Origin of the sequence: Ignavigranum ruoffiae, assembly GCF_023195815.2 — a bacterium.
Taxonomy (GTDB): domain Bacteria; phylum Bacillota; class Bacilli; order Lactobacillales; family Aerococcaceae; genus Ignavigranum; species Ignavigranum ruoffiae.
In genome coordinates, this window is the sequence record NZ_CP096206.2 from 404335 (window position 1) to 426797 (window position 22463).

At 40.8% G+C, this 22463-nt stretch carries 24 protein-coding genes and 1 other annotated feature; all 24 genes read left to right on the forward strand.

Features of this window, described 5'->3' with window-relative positions:
• Window positions 1-414: 414 nt before the first annotated feature.
• The 24 genes from M0R79_RS01955 to M0R79_RS02070 all read left to right on the forward strand — a co-directional run bounded on the left by M0R79_RS01955 (window position 415) and on the right by M0R79_RS02070 (window position 22462).
• A complete protein-coding gene (locus tag M0R79_RS01955; protein ID WP_248416637.1) occupies window positions 415-1617 on the forward strand; it encodes a betaine/proline/choline family ABC transporter ATP-binding protein in 1203 nt (400 codons plus the stop codon).
• Window positions 1614-2258 carry an ABC transporter permease gene (locus tag M0R79_RS01960; RefSeq protein WP_092572185.1) on the forward strand — a complete coding sequence of 215 codons (645 nt, stop codon included), beginning with the start codon at window positions 1614-1616 and terminating at the stop codon, window positions 2256-2258. Before M0R79_RS01955 ends, M0R79_RS01960 begins: the two co-directional genes overlap by 4 nt.
• Before the next feature lie 41 nt (window positions 2259-2299).
• Window positions 2300-3184, forward strand: coding sequence for an osmoprotectant ABC transporter substrate-binding protein (locus M0R79_RS01965; RefSeq protein WP_310795414.1), 885 nt, complete (start codon window positions 2300-2302; stop codon window positions 3182-3184).
• 1 nt (window position 3185) lies between these two features.
• Complete coding sequence (locus M0R79_RS01970) at window positions 3186-3842, forward strand: ABC transporter permease (protein ID WP_092572189.1); 657 nt, start codon at window positions 3186-3188, stop codon at window positions 3840-3842.
• A 58-nt stretch (window positions 3843-3900) separates the two neighbouring features.
• Window positions 3901-4155, forward strand: a binding site (T-box leader).
• 95 nt (window positions 4156-4250) lie between these two features.
• The gene (locus tag M0R79_RS01975; protein WP_248416636.1) at window positions 4251-5105 is read left to right on the forward strand and encodes a MetQ/NlpA family ABC transporter substrate-binding protein; all 855 of its coding nucleotides are present in this window, start codon (window positions 4251-4253) and stop codon (window positions 5103-5105) included.
• A gap of 292 nt (window positions 5106-5397) precedes the next feature.
• The gene (locus M0R79_RS01980) at window positions 5398-6198 is read left to right on the forward strand and encodes an SDR family oxidoreductase (RefSeq protein ID WP_248416635.1); all 801 of its coding nucleotides are present in this window, start codon (window positions 5398-5400) and stop codon (window positions 6196-6198) included.
• Between the two features lie 14 nt (window positions 6199-6212).
• Window positions 6213-8075, forward strand: coding sequence for a BglG family transcription antiterminator (locus M0R79_RS01985; protein WP_248416634.1), 1863 nt, complete (start codon window positions 6213-6215; stop codon window positions 8073-8075).
• Entirely contained in the window at window positions 8072-8569 is a 498-nt protein-coding gene (locus M0R79_RS01990) for a transcriptional regulator GutM (protein WP_248416633.1), read from the forward strand. Before M0R79_RS01985 ends, M0R79_RS01990 begins: the two co-directional genes overlap by 4 nt.
• A complete protein-coding gene (gene srlA, locus M0R79_RS01995) occupies window positions 8553-9101 on the forward strand; it encodes a PTS glucitol/sorbitol transporter subunit IIC (protein ID WP_248416632.1) in 549 nt (182 codons plus the stop codon). Before M0R79_RS01990 ends, srlA begins: the two co-directional genes overlap by 17 nt.
• Before the next feature lie 11 nt (window positions 9102-9112).
• Complete coding sequence (gene srlE, locus M0R79_RS02000) at window positions 9113-10144, forward strand: PTS glucitol/sorbitol transporter subunit IIB (protein WP_248416631.1); 1032 nt, start codon at window positions 9113-9115, stop codon at window positions 10142-10144.
• 8 nt (window positions 10145-10152) lie between these two features.
• The gene (locus M0R79_RS02005; RefSeq protein WP_248416630.1) at window positions 10153-10512 is read left to right on the forward strand and encodes a PTS glucitol/sorbitol transporter subunit IIA; all 360 of its coding nucleotides are present in this window, start codon (window positions 10153-10155) and stop codon (window positions 10510-10512) included.
• A 328-nt stretch (window positions 10513-10840) separates the two neighbouring features.
• Window positions 10841-11488 (forward strand): fructose-6-phosphate aldolase, encoded by a 648-nt coding sequence (gene fsa / locus M0R79_RS02010; protein WP_248416629.1) that lies wholly within the window; start codon window positions 10841-10843, stop codon window positions 11486-11488.
• A gap of 17 nt (window positions 11489-11505) precedes the next feature.
• On the forward strand, window positions 11506-13509 hold the full coding sequence (tkt, locus tag M0R79_RS02015; RefSeq protein WP_248416628.1) for a transketolase: 2004 nt from the start codon (window positions 11506-11508) through the stop codon (window positions 13507-13509).
• 137 nt (window positions 13510-13646) lie between these two features.
• Window positions 13647-14516: a PRD domain-containing protein gene (locus M0R79_RS02020; RefSeq protein WP_248416627.1), complete on the forward strand. Its 870-nt coding sequence runs from the start codon at window positions 13647-13649 to the stop codon at window positions 14514-14516.
• Complete coding sequence (locus tag M0R79_RS02025) at window positions 14509-14970, forward strand: PTS sugar transporter subunit IIA (protein WP_248416626.1); 462 nt, start codon at window positions 14509-14511, stop codon at window positions 14968-14970. Before M0R79_RS02020 ends, M0R79_RS02025 begins: the two co-directional genes overlap by 8 nt.
• Window positions 14971-14982: 12 nt before the next feature.
• Window positions 14983-16323 (forward strand): PTS galactitol transporter subunit IIC, encoded by a 1341-nt coding sequence (locus tag M0R79_RS02030; protein ID WP_248416625.1) that lies wholly within the window; start codon window positions 14983-14985, stop codon window positions 16321-16323.
• The gene (locus M0R79_RS02035) at window positions 16323-16604 is read left to right on the forward strand and encodes a PTS sugar transporter subunit IIB (RefSeq protein ID WP_248416624.1); all 282 of its coding nucleotides are present in this window, start codon (window positions 16323-16325) and stop codon (window positions 16602-16604) included. The genes M0R79_RS02030 and M0R79_RS02035 overlap by 1 nt, the downstream gene beginning before the upstream one ends.
• Window positions 16605-16687: 83 nt before the next feature.
• Window positions 16688-17545, forward strand: coding sequence for a class II fructose-bisphosphate aldolase (locus M0R79_RS02040; RefSeq protein WP_248416623.1), 858 nt, complete (start codon window positions 16688-16690; stop codon window positions 17543-17545).
• Window positions 17532-18245: a triose-phosphate isomerase gene (locus M0R79_RS02045; RefSeq protein WP_248416622.1), complete on the forward strand. Its 714-nt coding sequence runs from the start codon at window positions 17532-17534 to the stop codon at window positions 18243-18245. Before M0R79_RS02040 ends, M0R79_RS02045 begins: the two co-directional genes overlap by 14 nt.
• Window positions 18232-18753 (forward strand): YjbQ family protein, encoded by a 522-nt coding sequence (locus M0R79_RS02050; protein ID WP_248416621.1) that lies wholly within the window; start codon window positions 18232-18234, stop codon window positions 18751-18753. Before M0R79_RS02045 ends, M0R79_RS02050 begins: the two co-directional genes overlap by 14 nt.
• 91 nt (window positions 18754-18844) lie before the next feature.
• Window positions 18845-19285 (forward strand): PTS sugar transporter subunit IIA, encoded by a 441-nt coding sequence (locus M0R79_RS02055; RefSeq protein WP_159428887.1) that lies wholly within the window; start codon window positions 18845-18847, stop codon window positions 19283-19285.
• A 339-nt stretch (window positions 19286-19624) separates the two neighbouring features.
• On the forward strand, window positions 19625-20641 hold the full coding sequence (locus M0R79_RS02060) for a Gfo/Idh/MocA family protein (protein ID WP_092572236.1): 1017 nt from the start codon (window positions 19625-19627) through the stop codon (window positions 20639-20641).
• Between the two features lie 13 nt (window positions 20642-20654).
• On the forward strand, window positions 20655-21647 hold the full coding sequence (locus tag M0R79_RS02065) for a mannose/fructose/sorbose PTS transporter subunit IIA (RefSeq protein ID WP_092572238.1): 993 nt from the start codon (window positions 20655-20657) through the stop codon (window positions 21645-21647).
• 14 nt (window positions 21648-21661) lie between these two features.
• Entirely contained in the window at window positions 21662-22462 is an 801-nt protein-coding gene (locus M0R79_RS02070) for a PTS mannose/fructose/sorbose transporter subunit IIC (RefSeq protein WP_092572240.1), read from the forward strand.
• Window position 22463: the final 1 nt, after the last annotated feature.

Genomic DNA, 22463 nt, shown 5'->3' on the forward strand with positions numbered 1-22463 from the left:
ATTACACAATATATTGACAATTCCTTCTCCCCTGATTGGATTGTGAATATGGATAAAAAGGTATCTGTTCAAACTAAATGAAACATTCATAAATTCTTGTCAGTTATAACCCCCTTATAACTGGACAAGCCCCTTTATTTCATTTTCCAGCACCCAAATGTGCTGGTTTTTTATTGACATTTAAATTCTAATAACCAAATGAATGATTTATTAAATGGAGTGAATGACATTTGACTTTGGGTTTAAGAAGAGAAGGAATCTAAAGCTTAGCTGAATAAAAGTTGTGAAGAAGTTCGCAACAATCTGGACCTTGACAAGGCGTATCATTTTAAGCAGAGGTCAATAAGTTATATGATAAATATGATAGAGATATAGTATCTTACACTGAAAAAATTGAAAATTGGAGGAAATTAAGTGATTGAATTTAAACATGTGAGTAAAGTCTATAAAGACGGCAAAAAAGCAGTCGATGACTTTAATTTAAAGATTGAAGCTGGTGAGTTTATTTGTATAATCGGAACTTCTGGATCGGGAAAAACCACAACCATGCGCATGATTAATCGGATGACTGAGTTGACCAGTGGCGAAATCTATGTCAAAGGGAAGAACGTGATGGAGCAAGATCCAGTCACCTTGCGACGAGAATTAGGCTATGTCATTCAAAATATTGGCCTGTTGCCCCATATGACTATTAAAGACAATATTACGATGGTTCCTAGTCTATTGAAGTGGGACGAAGAAAAGAAAGAGGCCATTGCCCGCAAGATGATTAAGCTGGCTGAATTGCCCGAGTCTTTCTTAGAACGTTACCCAGCTGAATTATCGGGAGGTCAACAACAACGGGTCGGCGTCGTACGGGCCTTAGCTGCCGACCAAGATATCATCCTCATGGATGAGCCTTTCGGTGCACTGGATCCTATTACCCGCCAATCTTTACAAGATTTAGTGAAGAACTTACAGGAACAATTGGGTAAGACGATTGTCTTCGTGACCCATGATATGGATGAGGCTTTATCTTTGGCCACTCGAATTGTGATCATGAGTGAAGGGAAGATTGTTCAAGCTGGCACCCCAGAAGAGATTCTACGTCATCCGAAGAATGAATTCGTAGTGGACTTTATTGGTAAAGATCGTTTGATTGAGTCCCGCCCGGATGTAATTACGGTTGGTCAAGTGATGAAGACCGACCCCGTCACCATTACTCTAGGTAAGTCGTTAAAACAAGCGATCACTACCATGCACGCTAAGAAAGTCGATACCCTCTTAGTGACGGATGACCAAGGTCATCTCAAAGGAATAGTTAATTTACAAGAAGTTCAAAAGCATTACAAGACGCACACTTCAGTGGCTGATATTATGAATCCGAATGTATCCGCCTTAAGAGAAAATGGCTTGTTACGTGATAGTGTTGAACGGATTCTAAAAGCTGGTTACCCTTATGTGCCGATTGTTGACCAGGATCGTAAACTCGTTGGCATCGTGACCCGGTCCACCTTAGTGGATGTAGTCTACGATTCTATTTGGGGCGAAGGTGACTTATTGGCTGGCGATGAGTTTGATTTCACTGACGCTGAGGAAGCAGATAAGCCAGCAGCGAAGGAGATGACAACTGAATGAGTTTCCTACAAGAATATGGTGGAGAATTGCTGATAAATACTGGCGAGCATCTCTACATTGCCTTTGTGGCTCTCTTATTAGGTGTGTTAGTAGCTGTTCCATTAGGAATTCTACTAACTAAAGTGCCGAAAGTGGCTAAATTTGTGATCGGCTTGGCCAGTATTTTCCAAACGATTCCATCATTAGCCCTCTTAGCTTTTATGATTCCTTTATTTGGTATTGGTAAGGTTCCAGCGATTTTGGCGATGTTTATCTATTCACTATTGCCGATTCTGCGTAACACCTATGTCGGTATGGACCAAGTCGACGAGAATCTCAAAGATGCTGCTAAAGGGATGGGCATGACTAGTTGGGAATCAATTCGTAAAGTTGAAATACCAATGGCTATGCCAGTGATAATGGCGGGAATTCGTCTATCTGCCGTCTACGTGGTAGCTTGGACTACCTTAGCATCTTATATTGGTGCCGGCGGTTTAGGTGACTTTATCTTCAACGGTTTACAACTGTATAAGATCGACTTGATCCTTGCGGGGACGATTCCAATCACAATCCTAGCCTTGTTAACCGACTTACTACTAGCGAAATTGGAAAAATACTTAGAGCCTCAAATCCGACGCCAAGAGGAGGTCTCAGAAGAATAATGAAATTCAGTCAAAAAATTAGCAAATTACTACTTCTTCTCATGTCATTTCTTATCCTGAGTGCCTGTAGCTTGCCTGGTGTCAGCTCAAGTCAGGAGAAAGCGATCCGGGTGGCCGGTCTAGCGACTACCGAGGGACGGATTCTCAACGAGATTGTCCGACAGATGATTGAACACGAGACCGATCTGAAAGTTGATACCATTAATAACCTAGGGACGTCAGTGGTCCTACACCAGGCAGTAATGCAAGGTGACGCTGATGTGACTTCAGTCCGTTATACCGGGACCGAAATGGCAGCGACTCTGGGCATTGAGCCTGAGAAAGACCCGGACAAAGCCTTGGAATTGGTTCAAGAGATTTTTGCCAAGGATTTTAAGATGAAATATTATGACTCTTATGGCTTTGATAATACCTATGCCTTTATGGTGACCCAAGAGACAGCGGACCGCTTGCAATTGAAGACCGTTGCCGATTTGGAAAAATATAAAGATCAAATCGATGCCGGTTTCGATTCACAATGGTTGATCCGTGAAGGAGACGGCTATCCAGGTTTTGTCGAAGCGTATGGTTTTGAATTGGCTAATAAACATTCTATGCAAATTGGTTTGGTCTATGATGCCCTGGCTGCAGGTAAAATGGATACCGTTTTGGGTTATTCTACCGATGGTCGGATTGCCAGCTATAACTTAGTCACCTTGGAAGATAATTTGAAATTCTTCCCACCCTATGATGCTTCTCCGGCCGCAACGTATGAGATTCTGGAGGAATATCCTGAATTAGACGAAGTCTTAAGTCGTCTGGTGGGTCAGATTGATACAGAAACGATGCAGAAGTTGAATTATACGGCCGACCATCAATTAACGGAACCAGCGATTGTCGCTAAGAATTTTCTCGAAGAACACAATTATTTCAGAGAGGAGGAATAAGATGCAAGATATGAACGTACTCGAACAATTGCTTTATTATATGCAACAAAATAGTGCCTATGTATTTAGTCAATTCCTCCGTCATTTCCTTATTTCGGTCTATGGTGTATTATTTGCTACAGTCATTGGCATTCCTCTAGGTATTTACATTGAACGCCATCGCAAACTCAGTCAATGGGTGATCAGCTTAACCAATATTATCCAGACCGTTCCTTCAATGGCCATGATGTCGATTATTATGATTGTGATGGGCTTAGGAGTAAATACTGTTATCACCACTATTTTCTTCTATTCCTTACTGCCAATCGTTAAGAATACCTATACGGGTATGGCTAACTTAAGTCCTGACTTACGCGATATTGCCAAGGGGATGGGCATGTCTTCTTTACAACGTTTGCTTAAAGTCGAGCTACCTTTATCCATGTCAGTGATTATGGCCGGGATTCGTAACGCCTTGATTGTGGCGATTGGGATTACCTCAATTGGTACCTTTATTGGTGCAGGTGGCTTGGGAGATATCATTACCCGCGGGATTGATGCAACCGACGGTAGTGCTATTATTATTGCCGGTGCCTTACCCACAGCCCTAATGGCGATTATCATGGATATTATTTTAGAAGCCATTCAAGGCCGATTTAGCCATCAGATTAAAGGATGAAAAAACGTAGGATATTATTTGACATTTGATAATGATGAAGGTATGATTAGAAAAATATTAAAACGCCTTGATTTGGAAAGTAAACCGAAGATGAATTGATAGAGAGCCTATGGTTGGTGGAAATAGGTAAGGATTCTAAGTTGAAAATGGCCAATGAGCGGTCACTATGAATGCTTGACAATAATAGTGAACGGATGCCTCCGTTATGCTGGCTATAGTATAAGCTACAGAAATTTGTAGTCGTACTATATAAGGTTATACCAGTGATGGTTTAACGAATTAAGGTGGTAACACGAAGACTCTCGTCCTTATTTGGATGGGGGTCTTATTTTTTTAGGAGGGATAAATTAAATCAATCATGAAGCGGAAGCGAAATTGCATCTTCTAACAATAAGAAAGAGGGATTATATGAAAAAATTAACTAAAGTATTTGTGGTACTGGTAACGGTATTTATTAGCTTCTTAAATTTTAGTGCGTTGGCTTCAGCCGGGGAATTTGAAGGTCAAACCGTCAAAATTGGGGTGGTTGGCGAAGAGTATGAAGAATTATGGGAATTTGTCGCTGAGAGCGCCAAAGAACAAGAAGGGATTGATATCGAGGTCGTCCTCTTGACCGATTATAATATTCCCAATGTCGCTTTGGCCGATGGGTCGATTGATTTGAATGCCTTCCAACATGATGTCTTCTTAGAGAATTGGAATAAAGAAAATGATGGCGATTTGGTCACCATTGGCTATACAGTCACTGTACCGACGCGAATTTATTCAGACAAATATAAATCGCTGGATGAATTGCCAGAAGGGGCTAAGATTGCTGTCAATGCGGCTCCCACCAGCTTAGGCTATAATCTCCAAAGTTTAGAAAGAGCCGGCTTGATTAAATTAGCCGAGAGTGACGAGCTCTTACCTACCTCAAATGATATTGAAGAAAATCCTAAAAAATTAGAAATTGTCGAACTGGATGCGGCCAATATTCCGGCTGCTGTTTCCGATGTGGATGCGGCTTTTATTGATGATTCCTTCCTAGCATCCACTGATTTCCGTCCGAATGATGCCATTTATGTGTATGGCGATACCCCTGAAACGATCAATCTGTCTCGGGTAAATAATATTGTGGCCCGGTCGGAAGACAAAGAGAATCCGTTATATTTGAAGATTGTCGAACTTTTCCAAACCGATGAGGTGGCCCAAGAAATTGATCGGATTTTTGAAGGCGGATCGATTGCCGCCTGGGATTTAGTTGAACAAGAGGAGAAGGAATAATTAAATAGAATTTATTATTAAACTCGTGAACACTTTAGAGATGTGTTGGCGAGTTTTTTGGTGTCTAAATTTGTAAAGACTCCGATCAGATCTATTATTTGAAAATTTGCCCCCCTTGATTTGTAGGGGAAAGCATGCAGGTAAAATTTTACCGAATTCTGCCAATTTGCTCAGCTATAGGCACTCTCTTCGTCTTTTTCGATTAATGCAATGATTTTTCCCGGTCATAAAAAATGATTGAATTAATTATAACCATGAAAACGTTATAATTTATAAAGAAAGGAGAGGTAAAATGACAAATTGGTTAGATATTCAAGACAAGGTATATGTGGTAACTGGAGGTTCTTCAGGGATTGGTGCAAGTATTGTTCAACGCTTATTGGAAGTAGGCGCAAAGGTAGCAAACTTCGATTTAGTAGACCAAGAAAATCAAGATGAACGTTATCTCTTCGTGAAAGTGGACGTCACTTCCAGTCAAGAAATTGAACAGGGGATTCAAGCTGTCCTTGATAAATTTGGGACGATTGATGGTTTAGTCAATAATGCGGGAATTAATATTCCGGCCCTCTTAGTTGACGACAAGAATCCTAAGAGTAAATATGAGATTAACGAAGGCTTATTTGATAAGATGATTTCAATTAATATGAAAGGATTCTATATGGTCGCTCAAGCGGTTGCCCGGATTTTGGTGGACAAAGGGCAAGGAGTCCTCATCAATATGGGATCAGAAGCTGGATTAGAAGGGTCTGAAGGCCAATCATGCTATGCTGCGACTAAAGCGGCAGTCTATAGCTTTACCCGTTCATGGGCTAAAGAATTAGGTAAGAAAGGCGTTCGTGTCGTAGGTGTTGCTCCGGGGATTATGGAAGCAACTGGACTTCGAACCGATGCTTACGAAGAAGCTCTATCATATACGCGTAATATCACTGTAGATGATCTTAGAAAATCATATGCCAAAACCACCACCACCCCTTTAGGAAGATCAGGAAAACTTTCTGAAGTTGCCGATACCGTATGTTTCTTATTATCTGAACGGGCTGGTTACATCACAGGGGTGACGTTAAATATTGCCGGAGGTAAAACTCGAGGATAAGGGAGTCGAGAAATGTGAGTCTATTAATCCGATGGTATGAAATCTTAAATTTATTGTTAACTCAGAAGACTATCTCTTTAGATAAGTTGGAAGACCACTTAAAGCTAAGTTCAGCAACTGTAAAGAAATCGATAGATTTATTAAATCAAGAAATTGCGCCTTTTGCAGAAATCATCGAGCAGTCTTCATCATATTTTCTAAAAATTTATGATTATGAAAAATTCGATCTGATTAAAACTGGCTCCTTGAAGAAACAAGCAGATTATAATTCGACGACCAAACGCAAGGCCTTCTTGCTCAGTAAGTTACTCGCTAGTAAGACTCCACTGACCATTTTGGATTTTGCGGAGTTATTAGATGTGAGTAAGGGAACCGTCAGCAATGACCTCAAGAGTCTGAAACAGGATTTATCTCATTATGATTTGAATGTGATTTCGATTCAAAATAAGGGCATAGACATTGCTGGATCTGAATTGGATTTACGTCTAGCCTACATTAACTATGCCCTTGATTTTTTTAATTATACTTACATCGATCAAGTGCTGATTGACTTTATTATTGGCTTAGGAGAGCAGTATAAGATCAAGAAACGCAATATTTTATTACTGATCAAAAGTCTAGAAACAAGCTTATTTCGTCTGCGTAATCAGCATTTTCTGCAAGCAGCGATTCCCTATTATTCAGCGGATATTTTAGATCATCCATTTTTTGAAGAGTTTTTCGTTTTTATCGAGAATCACGAGAAATATACTTTGAGTAATTTTGAGAAGAGCTTTCTGACCTATCCATTAAATGTCGATGATGCAGGCATTATTAGAGATTGCGTTGACATTAATCAAGCGCTGATTGAGGACATGAGTCGACAAGTACTAACAAAGATTAATCAAGTCTTTCTTCTTGAGATTCCGCAAGATAGCTTTGTCAGTCTCTTGGGTAAGCATCTTCATTATTTAGTCCATCGGGCCATATTCAAATATAAATTAGATGATTTATTTCATGGAGAAATCCAAAAGAAATATCCCTTCTCTTATAGTATGGCTAAATATGCTAGTGAAGAAATCAGTGAATATTTAAAGCTAGCAATTGATCCGATTGAAATTGATTATTTGACCTTTTATTTTGAATTGATTATTCGTGAATTTTCTTTAAATCAAGCGAAGAAGATTGCCATTATTTGTAATACGGGTTATGCCACCGCTGGGATGATTAAGCACCAGATTCAGAATGTGGTGGGTCACGATATCGAGATCGTTCAATTCTCTGAGGAAGATTATTACGAAGAGGATTTAAGCGATTTTCTGGCCATTATTACCATGATTCCCTTGAGTAAAATTCCCGATAATATTCCATCCATTCGGATTTCCAATATATTTAATGATGAATACTTGTCGAGAGAATGGCAACGAATTATCAAACAGACGCTAGCCTTTCCCAAATACACTCACTTTGATTTGCAACCGTTGTTAGCTGAGCAGACTTATGAAGAACATCTAAGTCAAATGGTTGGGTCTTTACAAGAGACTTATCAAATTTCTACCGATATGCTGGCGAGATTAAAATCTAAATATCATGATGCTTCGCTACTTTTTGGCAGTGGGATTGCCTTTCCTCACGAAGTGGATCCGAACACCAATCAGTTAATTTTAAGTGTTGGGGTGCTTCCTCAATCGATTGAGATTGAAGACGAAAGTATCGAAATGATTATATTATTGATTATCCCTGAAAATATTTTGGATTATGAAGAACATGATTTGTTAGATATTTATGATTTGATTTTTGAAATTGCTCAGAACGAAGAAATAAAAGAAAATATTAAAGCTTGTCAGACCAAAGAAGATTTAATCAAATATTTACAGAGGAGGGGGTATATTCAATGAGTTATTTATGGATGTTAGGAATAATCGGCATTTGTGCTTATGGCCTGCAATTTTACCTAGGTTTAAGACAAATTAATCATTTCAATGCCGTTTACAAAAAACTCAGACAACAAGGACGCGTGGTTATTGGCCGCAAAGTCGGTCGGCTGAAAGCGGGCACGATTGTATTATTCTTAATTGATTCAGAGGATCGGATTTTAGCCTGCCAGTTAATGCAAGGGGTTTCAGTGATCGCTAAGTTCAAGGATATTCCAGCCTATGTTGGACATGACATGCATTTTATTGATCGTAAACATCCACTGGTCCAAAAAGAAAACAAACTCACTCAACTTGCCATGGAGAATGCGCGTGATGTCTTTGTCATGCATGCGACCGGCCTCCCTGTCGACACACAACCGCAAGCAAGTTGGAATATCGTGGAACAAGTGAAATTGTATCTTCAACAAATTATTTACAAAGTAAAAGGAGTGAAACAGCATGCAAGCAATCGTTAAATTTGCTGAAGGCTTCATGAATTTATTTCAATCTGGAGCCAATGTCTTTATTTCATGGATGGGATCAATTGTTCCCTTAGTCTTAATGTTAATGGTATTAATGAATACATTGGTAAAGATGCTGGGTGAAGAAAGAGTCACTAAACTGGCTCAAATTTCTTCTAAAAACTGGATTACCCGCTATATGCTTCTACCTTTTGTATCTGCCTTTATGCTAGGGAATCCGATGGCGATCTCAATGGGCCGGTTCTTACCAGAATATTACAAGCCAGGCTATGTGGCTTCGCAAATGCAATTCTGTCATACTAGCAATGGGGTGTTTCCTCATATTAATCCGGGAGAGCTATTCGTTTGGTTAGGTATCGCTCAAGGGATTGAAACCTTAGGCTTAAACACGATGGAATTAGCCATTCGTTACATGCTTGTCGGAATTATTATGAACGCAATCGGTGGTTGGGTAACCGACTTCATGACCGAATATGTCTCTAAACAACAAGGCGTTAAGCTGAGCAAAGTCATTGAGGAAATATAGGAGGGATTAATATGGCTTATCAAAGTATAATTGTAAGAAAAGGATCTGGCGGATTCGGCGGTCCCTTAGTCATCCAACCTACTGAACAAAAACATAAATTTATCTATATCGTTGGCGGGGGCGAACGTCCAGATATCGTGGATAAAATTGAAGAATTAACCGGTATGGAAGCAGTGAACGGCTTCAAAACTTCAATCCCAGATGATGAAATTGCTTTGGCGATTATTGACTGTGCGGGAACTTTACGCTGTGGGCTTTATCCGAAAAAGGGCATCCCTACCATCAATATTATTCCGACAGGAAAGAGTGGACCGCTCCAACAATATATTACTGAAGATATCTATGTATCTAATGTAGGGCTTAAACAAATTGAACTTTATCAAGATGAAAGTCAAACAACTCAAGAACAAGCAGTCGAGACCCCTGCAACAAAGTTGAGCTCTGAATCTACTGTTGAAGTTAAAGACAATTCTAAATATGATACCAGTAAGAAGATTACTGAACAAACTAAAAACCCGAGTTTTATTGCTAAGATTGGGATGGGAGCTGGGAAGATTGTAGCGACCTTTAACCAATCTGCTCGGGAAGCAGTTCAAACCATGATTAATGTAGTGATTCCATTCATGGCTTTCGTAGCCTTATTAATTGGGATTATTGAAGGCTCAGGGGTCGGTACTTGGATCGCTAATGTCTTAGCCCCATTAGCTGGAAATATTTGGGGCTTGATTTTGATTGGCTTTGTCTGCTCTTTACCATTCTTATCACCATTGTTAGGTCCAGGAGCTGTCATCAGTCAGATTGTTGGAACCTTGATTGGGGTTCAAATTGGCCAAGGCCATATCCCACCTCACTTAGCTTTACCTGCTTTATTTGCCATCAATACTCAAAATGGTTGTGATTTCATCCCAGTAGCCTTAGGTTTAACTGAAGCCAAGGCAGAAACTGTAGAAGTGGGAGTGCCAGCAGTACTTTATTCAAGATTCTTAAATGGTGTACCTCGGGTGATTGTCGCTTGGTTAGCTAGCTTTGGATTATATAGTTAGGAGGAACTATGAATATTTATACAACGCAAGTAACGAAGATAGGTGCTGAAGCCGAACTATTTCATGCCGATCAAATGATTATCTTATTTGGTGATAATGCGCCAGAAGATTTGGCAAATTATACTTATACAATCGGTCTTGAACCCTTAAATGAAGAAATCGTTACCGGTCAAATATTCAAAATTGATCAAATTGAATATCAAATTACAGCGGTCGGGAATTTAGTGGCCAAGAATTTAAGCGATTTAGGTCATATTACCATTAAATTCGATGGCGCGACGGAAGCTTCATTACCAGGTACACTCCATGTTGAAGCCAAAGAAATTCCAGAAATCAAACCTGGATCAAGTATCCAAATTATCGCTTAAGGCAGTTAAAAGGAAATTTCTCAAAAGAGATTAGGGTTTTACCTAGTCTCTTTTTGCTTATATAGGTTCCCACATAAAATAATAAAGTTGAGAGAATCATTGGTTGAAGTGGCCCTTAAAGAAGGAGGATAGTCCAGACTTAGGAGGTGTGATTAATGATTGTTGGTATTTGACGAACATTTTTCTAAAAGTTTAGCTTGCTCAAGTCATCCTGATTTCTCAAAATTTCAGCCATTTGTTGAAAGCGAGCCCAGAATTCATTACAATAAAGTCAGTTATCAATTGATTTAGGTAATTGGTTCTAGCGATCAAAAAAGGAGAAGTGACCATGAAAATATTTCTAGATACAGCGAATATTGCAGAAATTAAACGGATTAATCAATTGGGTATTGTCGACGGTGTAACCACCAATCCTTCACTCGTTTCCAAAGAGGGTCGAAATTTTGAAGAAGTCATCAAGGATATTTGTTCAGTTGTTCCTGGACCTGTTTCGGCCGAAGTGATTGGCTTGACCCATGATGAAATGGTCAATGAAGCACGCCAAATTGCTAAATGGGCGGACAATGTGGTTGTTAAGATTCCGATGACCCAAGAAGGATTAAAAGCAGTTCATACTCTTTCTCAAGAAGGCATTAAGACCAATGTGACGTTAATTTTCTCAGCGGCTCAGGCCTTATTGGCGATGAAAGCTGGTGCGACTTTTGTCAGTCCATTTATTGGTCGTTTAGAAGATATCGGCACCGATGCCTATCAATTGATTGCCGATATTCGTCAAATCATTGATGTTTATGGCTTCTCAACCGAAATTATCGCTGCCAGTGTGCGCAATCCGTATCATTTTGAGATGAGTGCCAAGTTAGGTGCTCACATTGCCACAGTGCCATCAAGTCTCTTCGAGAAATTAATGGCCCATCCATTGACCGATCAAGGGATTGAAGGCTTCTTGAAAGACTGGGAAAAATTCCAAAACAAATAGATTGAAGGAGAGTGCCAATGTTTACTGATAAAGATTTGTTAGCCGTTAATTCGCTAAGAGCCTTAAGTATTGCTCAGATTGAAGCGGCCAATTCTGGCCATCCGGGTCTGCCTTTAGGCGCTGCCCCAATGGCTTATGCTCTATTTGCTGACCACCTTGAAGTAAATCCACAGGATGCTCAATGGTTTAACCGCGACCGCTTTGTACTTTCTGCGGGTCATGGTTCTGCCTTATTATATAGTTTGCTACATTTGTCAGAATTTAACCTTTCGCTAGAAGATTTGAAAGGATTCCGTCAATGGCAATCGAAGACGCCAGGGCACCCAGAGTATAATCATACGGAAGGGGTCGAAGCTACGACCGGACCGCTCGGCCAAGGTCTGGCGCAAGCCGTCGGCATGGCTATGGCTGAACAGCATACAGCGGCTTTATATAATACGGATGACTTCAAGATGATTGACCATTTCACTTATTGTTTAGTGGGGGATGGTGACCTGATGGAAGGCATTTCTTATGAAGCTATTTCTTATGCAGGTCGGCAAAAACTTGATAAATTAATTGTCTTGTACGATTCTAATGATATTTCCCTGGATGGCGATTTAAGCCAAGCCTTCAATGAAAATATTGCTGAGCGCTTTGAAGCAGCTCATTGGCATTATATTCGGGTCGATGATGGCAATGATTTGAATGAGATTTCAGCAGCCATTACCCGAGCTAAGGAATTTAAGGGCAAACCCACCATTATTGAAGTCAAAACAGTGATTGGTTATGGTTCACCCGAACAAGGAACCAGCAAAGTTCACGGTAGCCCGCTCGGTCAAGATAATTGGGCAGCAACCAAGGATGTTTATCAATGGACTTTAGATCACTTTGAAGTGCCTGAAGAAGCACGAGAAATCTTCCATCAGAAAGTGGTTGAACGAGGGCAAAAAGCCTACCAAGCTTGGCAAGACAAATTCGAAGCTTACCAACAAGCCTATCCCGAGAAAGCTGAAATGATGCGCTTGGCTTTTGAACGTAAGTTGCCAGAAGACTTTGATCAAGCCCTAGAGTATCTCCCAGATTCTACCAAGGCAGATGCGAGCCGATCTTCGAGTGGTAAAGCGATTCAAGCCTTGGCTCAAAAGATTCCCTATTTTTGGGGCGGTTCAGCCGACCTTTCAGGTTCGAATAAGACGATGATTAACGATTCGATGGACTTTATGCCAAATCAACGTGAAGGTAAGAATATTTGGTTCGGCGTGCGTGAATTTGCCATGGCCGCCATGCTCAACGGGATTACCCTTCACGGGGGAAGCCGAGTATTCGGTGGAACTTTCTTTGTCTTTAGTGATTACTTACGTCCTGCTGTGCGTCTATCTGCCTTATCCCAACTGCCAGTAGTGTATGTAATGACCCATGATTCAGTGGCCGTGGGTGAAGATGGCCCTACCCATGAACCGATTGAACAATTAGCTGGTTTCAGAGCGATGCCCAACCTGAATGTAATACGTCCAGCGGATGTCAATGAAACATTCGCAGCTTGGAAAGTAGCCATCCAAGAAACTGATCGACCAAGTTTGTTGGTTTTATCACGGCAGAATTTACCGGTCCTAGAGGGTAGTCAATCCTTGGCCGAATCCGGTGTCGATAAAGGGGCTTATGTCCTTTCACCAAGTCAAGCGGACCAAGCAGATGGAATTATTATTGCCACCGGTTCTGAAGTTCAACTGGCTCTTGATGTCCAAAAGATTCTTAAGGACAAAGAGATTGATGTTTCAGTGGTCTCTATGACAGCAAGCAATCGTTTTGATGAGCAAAGTCAAGAATATCAGGAAAGTGTGTTGCCTGATACCGTGGCAAACCGTATGTCCATTGAAATGGCAGCGAGCTTAGGTTGGCACAAATATGTGGGTCGCCATGGACTAGTTATGGGTATTGACCGTTTTGGTGCTTCAGCGCCAGGAGAAACAGTCGTCAAAGAATATGGCTTTGATGCTGAGCTACTTGCCCAAGCTTATCTGGATCATTTTAAGAAATAGATTAAAAATATTTTGACAAGTAAAAAATTTAGATATATAATTTTGTTAGAAAACGTATTCAGAGTGTAACTATTCAATTAGGCATAATGATTTCCGCTGTGAAGTCATTATGCCCATTTTTTTGGAAAGGAGGCTATATGAAGATTATTCAATCCCTCAATCAGAATGCAGTCTTAGTGAGAAACCAGGCCAATGAGGAGATTATTCTTACGGGTCGCGGAATTGGCTTTGCGAAGAAAGTTGGCGATACGGTAGACGAAGATAAGATTTCCAAAGTTTATCAATGTGAGTACACTAGTGAACAAAAGATAATTGTTGATGCGATTAAAGAAATTCCAGAAGATATTCTTTTGATTACCGAAGACTTGTTAACGCATGTCGAAGATATGCTTGGTGAACAATTTATCCCTTTTACGTCTATTACCTTTGCCAGCCACCTCTACCATGCCTTAGCTCGGTCGAAAGATGCGAAGCATTCAAATTTATCATTACAAACTGAATTTAAACATATATTTCCTCGAGAATATCAAGCAGCTATTTTTTCAATTCGTTATTTAAAAGAGAAATATGATTTATTCTTAGATGATTTAGAAGTTTCTTTCTTGATTCTACATTTCTTGAATGGTTCAAAGAAAGCAACCAATTTATCTTCAATGCTAGAAATTGGCAAAATTATTGGTGAGATGATTGTGATTATTGAGGATAATTTGCCGGGTCCCTTAGACAAAGAGAATTTATTCTATGATCGATTTATTTTGCATTTGAGGTATTTCTTAATCCGTAAGATGAATGGTCAACAGAGCAATGATTCGCAGATGGGCGAGCTGTATCAATTCGTGTCTCACAAATTTAGTAAGGCTCAAGCCATTGTCGAGAAAGTGTGCCAAGTATTGGCGAAAGATTATCAATTAGCAGTCGAAGATTCTGAGAAGTTATATCTGACTTTACATATACAAAGGTTGATTGATGAACTTAAAATGATTGGAAAGGAGTTAGATAATGACTGAAATTAAAGTTTTAGCTTTAAAGCAAAAGGGTTTGAGCACTGCCCAGGATGTCCTGGCTTATATGGGTCAGCAACTCGAAGCAATGGGTGCGGTTCGACCAAGCTTTATTCCCGCCATTCAAGAGCGTGAGGAGACTTTTGCAACCGGGTTGCAAGTCCATGATTATGGCGTGGCCATGCCTCATACCGATAGCGACCATGTCAAGAAATCAACCATCGCTTTTATGACCCTAGATCAACCAGTTATTTTTAAACAAATGGGTGACGGACAGGAAGTGCCCGTGAGTTTGGTGGCCATGTTAGCCTTAGCCGATGCTCACAGCCATTTAGAAATGTTACAAGAATTAATGATGTTGTTCCAGGATCAAGAGCTGGTCAAAGAGGCAATGGCTTATTCTGATAGTTCAGAAAATCGAGACAAAGTACTGAAATTAGTTCATAAAATTATAAAATAGGAGGTTAGTCAAATGGATTATATTCAAAGTTTTATTGATTTAGGTCCTTCAATCGTTCTACCGATTATTATCTTTATCTTTGGTTTAGCCTTAGGAACGCCAGCCAAGAAAGCATTCTTAGCTGGGGTAACGGTCGGGATTGGATTTATTGGCTTGAATTTGGTAACAGGTCTATTAGGCGATAATTTGGGACCAGCTGCCCAACAAATGGTTGAACGATTCGGCTTGAATTTAAATACAATTGATGTGGGTTGGCCAGCTGCTTCGGCCATTTCTTATGGAACTTTATTGGGTAGTCTAGCGATTCCGATCGGAATTGGTGTCAACTTATTACTATTATTCTTTGGGATTACACAAACCTTGATGGTCGACTTATGGAACTTCTGGCATGCTGCCTTTGTGGCGTCATTAATTTATGCCTTGAGCAATAATTTTATGCTAAGTATTTATGGGATGATTATTTATTTATGTTTAATGTATTTATTGGCCGATATTATAGCTCCGATTATTAATGATTTTTATGGTTTCCCTAATATTACTTTTCCGCATGGAACTTCTGCTCCGGGATTCTTGATTGCTCTACCCTTTAACTGGTTATTCGATCGGATACCTGGATTTAATAAAGTAGAAGCTGATCCTGAGACAATTCAGGATAAGTTTGGTATTTTTGGTGAAACAACAGTAATGGGCTTGATCATCGGGATTGTGATTGGCCTGTTCGCAGGTTATGATTTAGGCGCTACTTTGAAATTAGGGATTGCCTTAGCCGCGGTAATGGTGCTTCTCCCAAGAATGGTGGCTTTGTTAATGGAAGGTTTAACCCCCATCTCAGAAGCAGCCAATGAATTTGTTCATAAACGTTTCCCAGGTCGTGAGTTAAATATCGGTATGGACTCAGCCCTTGCCGTAGGCCATCCAGCTGTCTTATCGAGTTCATTAATCTTGGTGCCCATTACCATTCTTTTAGCCTTTATTCTACCTGGCAATAAGACTATTCCTTTTGGTGATTTGGCCACCATCCCTTACGCCGTCTGCTTAATGGCACCGGTCTTCCGTGGTAATATTATTCGGACGGTGATTGCCGGTACCTTCTATATGGGCTCCATTCTATATATTACTTCCTGGGTAGCTCCACTGGTAACGTCAGCTGCCCAAGCTGCGAACTTTGAAATGGGTGGCAACAGCAGTATTACAGCTTTAGTAGAGGGTGGCTTGTGGCCAACTTGGCTTTTCGTGACCGCTGCAGATAATCTGCCATGGATTTTCCTAACGGTAATCTTTGTAATTATTCTAGCGGCCCTATATTATGTTAATAAGGTTAGAAAACCTAAATTAGTTGAAGGAGAAGAATAATGAAGAAAATATTAATCATGTGTGGTTCAGGAATTGCGACCTCAACCGTCGTTACCAAAAAAGTTGAAGAATGGCTAAAAAATAAAAAGATGGATAAGGATGCTAAAATTTATCAATCTAAAGTAGCGGCTGAAGTAAGTCATGTTGACGAATATGATGCCGTGATTTCAACCACTGTCGTACCAGATAAAATCAAAGACAAAGTTATTAATGGCGTTCCTTTATTGACGGGCGTTGGTAGTGACGCTGTCTTCAAACAATTAGAAGAGAAGTTAAGTTAATAGCACACTACATAGAGCGTGATTTAATTGCAGAATTCAATTAGTCATGCTCTTTTTGACTAAAGATAGTGTAGGAGGTCATTATGAAAATTACTGCGAAGCAATTATTGTATCAAGCCCGTCGTCAACATTTTGCGGTGCCAGCTACCAATTTTATTGATCTGGATTCAGCGCGAACTTTTGTCGCTACTGCTGAAGCTAGAGGCTTACCGTTGATTTTGGCCTATGCTCAGTCGCACCGCCATATTTTGTCTTTGGAAGAAGCGGCGGCGATTGGTAACTTAATGGCCGACCAAGTCTCCGTTCCGGTCGTACTCCATTTGGATCATGGCGAGGACATCAACTTTATCGGTCAAGCGATTGAATTCGGTTTCTCTTCGGTCATGATCGATGCTTCAATGGACTCTTTTGAAGTCAATATAGCGAAAACCAAAGAAGTGGTCGCTTTGGCTCATGCACATGGTGTGTCTGTCGAAGCTGAATTGGGTCATGTCGGTGCCAATGATATCTCCGAAGCGAGCCAAGTGACCGATTCTATTTATACTGAAGTTGATGATGTGATTGAATTTATTCAACAAACGGGGGTGGATTCACTGGCTGTCTCCATTGGCACTGCTCATGGTCTCTATAAAGGAGAGCCGAAATTGAATTTCGAACGACTTCAAGAAATTTATAACATGACTGAGATTCCTTTAGTTTTACATGGTGGGTCATCGACTGGTGACGAAAACTTAAATCGGTGTGCCCGCCAAGGGATCAGTAAAATCAATATTTATTCTGATTTCATTCATGCTGCTTATCAAGCGATTCAAACTCAAGATCCCCAAGATTATATCACCCTCAAATCAGTGGCTAACCAAGCCATGGCTCAGGTCCTCAACCATTATTATGATGTCTTTGAAACCCTAGCGCTAAAGGAGGAATTCGATGTCCAAGCCTAAAATTACTCTACCGTTCTTTATCTTTAATCCCAAGTCCTATTTGTATGGTCAAGCACTGTTGGATCTAACCCAGCTGGCTGAAGACCTTGCCCAACAGTATGAGATGACCATCTTTGTCACCGGACCCTATGCCCACCTATATCAAATGAGCCAACTAACTGACAAGGCTAAGATCTGCGCCCAACATCTGGACGGAATTGAACCCGGGCGGGGTATGGGGGCTGTTTTAGCAGATAGTTTGAAAGCTGTGGGAGTGCAAGCCAGCTTCTTAAACCATGCCGAACATCCTTTAAGTCTTGCAGAACTGACTCAAGCCATTGACCGTGCTCATGCCCTAGATATAGTGACCATTGTCTGTGCGGACTCCTTAAAAGAAGCTGAAGCGATTGCGATGTTGCATCCCGATATTATCTTATGTGAACCGACAGAATTAATTGGCACTGGGCAGACTAGCGGAGCTGATTATATCCAACAGACGAATCAAGCGATCCATTCGATTGATCCCGAAATTCTCGTGATGCAAGCGGCTGGAATTTCAAGTGCCCAAGATGTGTTTGAGACCATTCGTTTAGGGGCCGATGGGACGGGCTGTACCAGTGGCATTGTCAAAGCCGATAACCCTGAACAAATGTTGAAAGAAATGGTCGAAGCGGCCTATCAGGCCTATCAAACAAAGGAGGATTCGAATGAAGTTATATAAAGAAACTCTAAAAATTGACACTCAAGCCGATAAAACGACCTATGTCGATATTACCACCCAAGTTCAAACAGTGATTCAAGAGAGTGGAATTCAAGAAGGCATGGTAACTGTCATTACTCCTCATACGACCTGTTCCGTATTTTTTGAAGAATATTCCCATGATATCGATGAGAAAGGAGATGAATTCTTACAAGCCGATTTAAATGAGGTCTTAGCCAAGCTAATTCCAGCCCATGATTCGGCAGAGAGCTATCATTACCCCGGAGAGGCCCACTACCAAGCGGTAGAGTCTTGGCCCGATGCCGACAAGTATCTGCCCAACGGGGATCGGAAAGCCTTGTGGAATGGCGATGCCCATTTAAAAGCTACTTTGATTGGTTCTAGTCAAAACTTTGATGTCAGCCATAATCGCTTAGGCGTTGGAACTACTGGCTATATTTATTTTGCGGATTTTGATACAACACGCGAACGGACACGACAATGTAAAATCATAGTGATGGGAGAATAGAAAGATTTCATCGCGCTTCCATTGCCTTCATCCTTTCTTTTGGGTATGATTAGAGTATCTTAGAATGTTTTCATAAGAGAGGATGGATTTAATGAAAATCAAAGAATTTTTGCGTGATGATCTAATTTTTCTTGAAGAAGCAATTGCGAGTGATGAAGCAGCCTTCCAATTTATGGGCGACAAGGCTCAGACGCTTGGCCTAGTTAAGGATAGCTTTGGGCCTAGCTTAGTTGAACGTGAACGTGAATTTCCTACCGGTATTTTAGTTAATGATACGGGAATCGCAATTTCTCATACCGACCCAGAACATATTGAAGAAGAATTTATCGGGTTGATTCGTCCAAGTCAACCTGTTTCCTTTAAGTTAATCGATGATCCAGAAAAAGATATTCCAGTAAAACTAATCTTTGTCTTAGGATTGAAGAAGGCCGTGAATCAATTAGAATCATTAAAAGAAATCACTAAATTAATCGAAGATCCAGCTAGTTTAGAAAAATTATTAAACAGTCAAGATATTAAGTCCATTCTTTAATCAAATTCCCTTTCCAAAATCTACATTCAAATATCCATAGCATTCAAATTAGAATACGAATTAGTGTGACATGCAAGACCCATATAGTCCCAACTAGCCTTGTTGCCATGACGATGATGGATAAACTGGCTCAGCAGAAGATGTCTAGTAAAGCTAGTCCTTGGTACTCGGTCGCGTGTTCACGCTGATTCGTTTTTGTGTTTTTGCCAGAATCTTTATATCCTTTGGAATAATAATGAAAGCGTCCCTAGATTCTCATTGTGTTCTCAGATTAAAGCTTGACTAGACAAGTATATCATTGTAATCTTGATAGGGAATTATAGAAAGGAGGTGTGAGAGATGATTAAGTTAGCAACGATTGGAACTTCGTGGATTACCGAGCAATTTATAGAAGCGTGTATCGCCGAAGGATCTTATCAACTGAGTAAAGTTTATTCTCGAACCCTAGACAAGGCTCAAGCCGTTGTTGATAAATATAAGCAAGGGAAGGCCGTTGATGATTTAGCCGATCTGTATCAAGATGATGTAGATATTATTTACATCGCCAGTCCCAATGCCCTTCATTATGGCCATGCGATTGAAGCACTTAAGCATGAAAAGCATGTTATTGTCGAGAAACCTCAATTTGCCAATTTAAATGAGTGGCAAGATGCTCATGACTTAGCTCGTGAGAAGGATTTGTATTTATTTGAAGCAATTCGTCATATTCAGAATCGTAATTATAAGTTATTAAAATCATTACTCGCTCAAAAATTAGTCGAATTAGACCAACCCTTCTTGGGAGCGGCCTTGAATATTGGTCAATACTCGTCCAAGTATGACGCTTATGTCGACGCGATTGAACATCAGGGCAATTTGCCAAACATTTTTAATTTGGAATTTGCCACAGGAACCTTGATGGATATCGGTGTCTACCCAATATATGTGGCAGTAGACTTATTTGGCATGCCGGATCAGGTGGATTATCAGCCAGTAAAAGGCCCGAATGGGGTCGATTTAATGGGGACAATTATTTTTACCTATGATACGTTCCAAGTTACTATTTTTATTTCTAAGGCAGTACATTCGACGAAACCGAGTGAAATTTATATTGGCGATGAAACGATAGTGATTCCTTATATTTCTGAAATGGATCGCATCGATGTGGTCACTCGCCAGAATGTCTGTGTGCAATCTTATCAATATCCAGAATTACAACCGATGTATGATGAGGCCAAGTATTTTGCCGATATCTTGCAAGGCGCTGAAACCGATTACGCTTATCAGGATTTAGAGAAACTCAGTCAACAAGTGACTCGAGTGATGCAAGATTTAAGGGAAGTTGCTGATATCGAATTTATTAAAAGAAGTCATTAAAGGAGGTTAAGAGATGGTTGGAATTATTATTGCCAGTCATGGTGAATTTGCCGCTGGAATTAAACAATCGGCTGAAATGATTTTCGGTCAACAAGAAAATCTAGCGACAGTGACCTTCATGCCCAACGAAGGGCCAGAAGATCTACAAGCCAAATTACGTCAGGCTATTGAAACAGTGGCTAGTGACGAAATCTTATTCTTGGTTGATTTATGGGGTGGCAGTCCATTTAATCAAGCCAATTTATTATATGAGGAAGACCCAGACCATCGGGCGATTGTGGCCGGGTTAAGTTTGCCAATGTTAATTGAAGCATACGCCAATCGCTTATCTAAGAACACAGCCCATGAAGTCGCTGAGGCTATTTGCCCGCCAGCGATTGAAGGGGTTAAAGTTCGTCCTGAGAGCTTGCAAGCGGAAGCGGCTCCAGCAGAAGTAGCGAATGTCGGTCCTGTGGTTCCGCAAGGAACGATTCCTGAGGGAACTGTTCTGGGTGACGGCAAGATTAAATTTGTCTTAGCTCGAATTGATTCACGCCTCTTGCATGGTCAAGTAGCAACCAGTTGGAGTCGAGAAACTAAGCCAGATCGGATTATCGTTGTTTCTGATACAGTGGCTAAGGATGAATTACGTAAGAAGCTAATAGAACAAGCAGCGCCAACTGGGGTCCATGCTCATGTGATTCCTTTAGATAAATTAGTTCAAGTGTCTAAGGATTCACGGTTTGGTTTGACTCGGGCTCTCCTATTATTTGAGAATCCACAAGACGCTTTGAGTGTTATTGAAAAAGGGGTCGAATTAAAAGAAGTCAATGTAGGATCTATGGCCCATTCAGCCGGTAAAGTTCAATTGAACACTTCCTTGTCGATGGACCAAGCCGATGTAGATACTTATAAGAAGATGCGAGATTTAGGTGTGAAGTTTGATGTCCGTAAAGTTCCGTCAGACCATGCCGGAGATTTATTCAAATTAATCCAATCCAAAGCCAGTAGTGGGCTTAGAGTATAAAGAGGAGGGATCTTATGGATTTTAATTTTATTTCAGTTATCTTAATTCTGATTGTAGCTTTTCTGGCTGGTATGGAAGGGGTCCTGGACCAATTTCAATTCCATCAACCGATTGTCGCTTGTTCCCTAATCGGACTAGCAACCGGTCATGTCAGTGAAGGGGTTGTTCTAGGAGGCGCCCTTCAATTATTAGCCATGGGTTGGGCCAACGTTGGGGCAGCGATTGCACCGGATGCAGCTTTAGCGTCAGTAGCCTCAGCTATTATCTTTATTAAATCAGGTGACTTTTCTGACAATGGTCGTAACATTGCGATTGCGGCAGCGATTACCCTAGCTACTGTAGGTTTGGTTCTAACCATGATTGTCCGTACCCTATCTGTTGTAATTGTTCACCAAGCAGATGCGGCGGCTGAACGTGGAAGTTATCGTGGTGTAGAAATGTGGCACTATGTAGCGCTAGCATGTCAAGGGCTTCGGATTGCTATTCCGGCTGGTCTCTTGCTGTTCATTCCTTCAAGTACCGTGCAAGCAGCTTTAGGTTCATTGCCTGAATGGTTTACTTCTGGAATGACCATCGGTGGCGGCTTTGTCGTGGCAGTAGGGTATGCCATGGTAATTAATTTAATGGCGACACGAGAAGTATGGCCATTCTTCTTCCTTGGTTTCGCCCTAGCTCCATTAAACGAATTGACTTTAATCGCGACCGGGATTATCGGCTTATGCTTGGCAATTATTTATCTCAACTTATCTAAAAACAAGGGTGGCGGCAATGGCGGTTCCGGTGACCCGCTTGGCGACATCTTGAATGACTATTAAG

Excerpts from the sequence above, each read along its gene's own strand:
- srlE (WP_248416631.1), top strand. The coding sequence starts at position 9,113 with ATGGCTTATCAAAGTATAATTGTAAGAAAAGGATCTGGCGGATTCGGC.
- M0R79_RS01960 (WP_092572185.1), top strand. The coding sequence starts at position 1,614 with ATGAGTTTCCTACAAGAATATGGTGGAGAATTGCTGATAAATACTGGC.
- M0R79_RS01980 (WP_248416635.1), top strand. The coding sequence starts at position 5,398 with ATGACAAATTGGTTAGATATTCAAGACAAGGTATATGTGGTAACTGGA.
- M0R79_RS02045 (WP_248416622.1), top strand. The coding sequence starts at position 17,532 with ATGTCCAAGCCTAAAATTACTCTACCGTTCTTTATCTTTAATCCCAAG.
- M0R79_RS02040 (WP_248416623.1), top strand. The coding sequence starts at position 16,688 with ATGAAAATTACTGCGAAGCAATTATTGTATCAAGCCCGTCGTCAACAT.
- M0R79_RS02035 (WP_248416624.1), top strand. The coding sequence starts at position 16,323 with ATGAAGAAAATATTAATCATGTGTGGTTCAGGAATTGCGACCTCAACC.
- M0R79_RS02065 (WP_092572238.1), top strand. The coding sequence starts at position 20,655 with ATGGTTGGAATTATTATTGCCAGTCATGGTGAATTTGCCGCTGGAATT.
- M0R79_RS02025 (WP_248416626.1), top strand. The coding sequence starts at position 14,509 with ATGACTGAAATTAAAGTTTTAGCTTTAAAGCAAAAGGGTTTGAGCACT.
- M0R79_RS02030 (WP_248416625.1), top strand. The coding sequence starts at position 14,983 with ATGGATTATATTCAAAGTTTTATTGATTTAGGTCCTTCAATCGTTCTA.
- M0R79_RS01975 (WP_248416636.1), top strand. The coding sequence starts at position 4,251 with ATGAAAAAATTAACTAAAGTATTTGTGGTACTGGTAACGGTATTTATT.
- M0R79_RS01990 (WP_248416633.1), top strand. The coding sequence starts at position 8,072 with ATGAGTTATTTATGGATGTTAGGAATAATCGGCATTTGTGCTTATGGC.
- M0R79_RS01970 (WP_092572189.1), top strand. The coding sequence starts at position 3,186 with ATGCAAGATATGAACGTACTCGAACAATTGCTTTATTATATGCAACAA.
- fsa (WP_248416629.1), top strand. The coding sequence starts at position 10,841 with ATGAAAATATTTCTAGATACAGCGAATATTGCAGAAATTAAACGGATT.
- srlA (WP_248416632.1), top strand. The coding sequence starts at position 8,553 with ATGCAAGCAATCGTTAAATTTGCTGAAGGCTTCATGAATTTATTTCAA.
- M0R79_RS01965 (WP_310795414.1), top strand. The coding sequence starts at position 2,300 with ATGTCATTTCTTATCCTGAGTGCCTGTAGCTTGCCTGGTGTCAGCTCA.
- M0R79_RS02055 (WP_159428887.1), top strand. The coding sequence starts at position 18,845 with ATGAAAATCAAAGAATTTTTGCGTGATGATCTAATTTTTCTTGAAGAA.
- M0R79_RS02070 (WP_092572240.1), top strand. The coding sequence starts at position 21,662 with ATGGATTTTAATTTTATTTCAGTTATCTTAATTCTGATTGTAGCTTTT.
- M0R79_RS02050 (WP_248416621.1), top strand. The coding sequence starts at position 18,232 with ATGAAGTTATATAAAGAAACTCTAAAAATTGACACTCAAGCCGATAAA.
- M0R79_RS02005 (WP_248416630.1), top strand. The coding sequence starts at position 10,153 with ATGAATATTTATACAACGCAAGTAACGAAGATAGGTGCTGAAGCCGAA.
- tkt (WP_248416628.1), top strand. The coding sequence starts at position 11,506 with ATGTTTACTGATAAAGATTTGTTAGCCGTTAATTCGCTAAGAGCCTTA.
- M0R79_RS02060 (WP_092572236.1), top strand. The coding sequence starts at position 19,625 with ATGATTAAGTTAGCAACGATTGGAACTTCGTGGATTACCGAGCAATTT.
- M0R79_RS02020 (WP_248416627.1), top strand. The coding sequence starts at position 13,647 with ATGAAGATTATTCAATCCCTCAATCAGAATGCAGTCTTAGTGAGAAAC.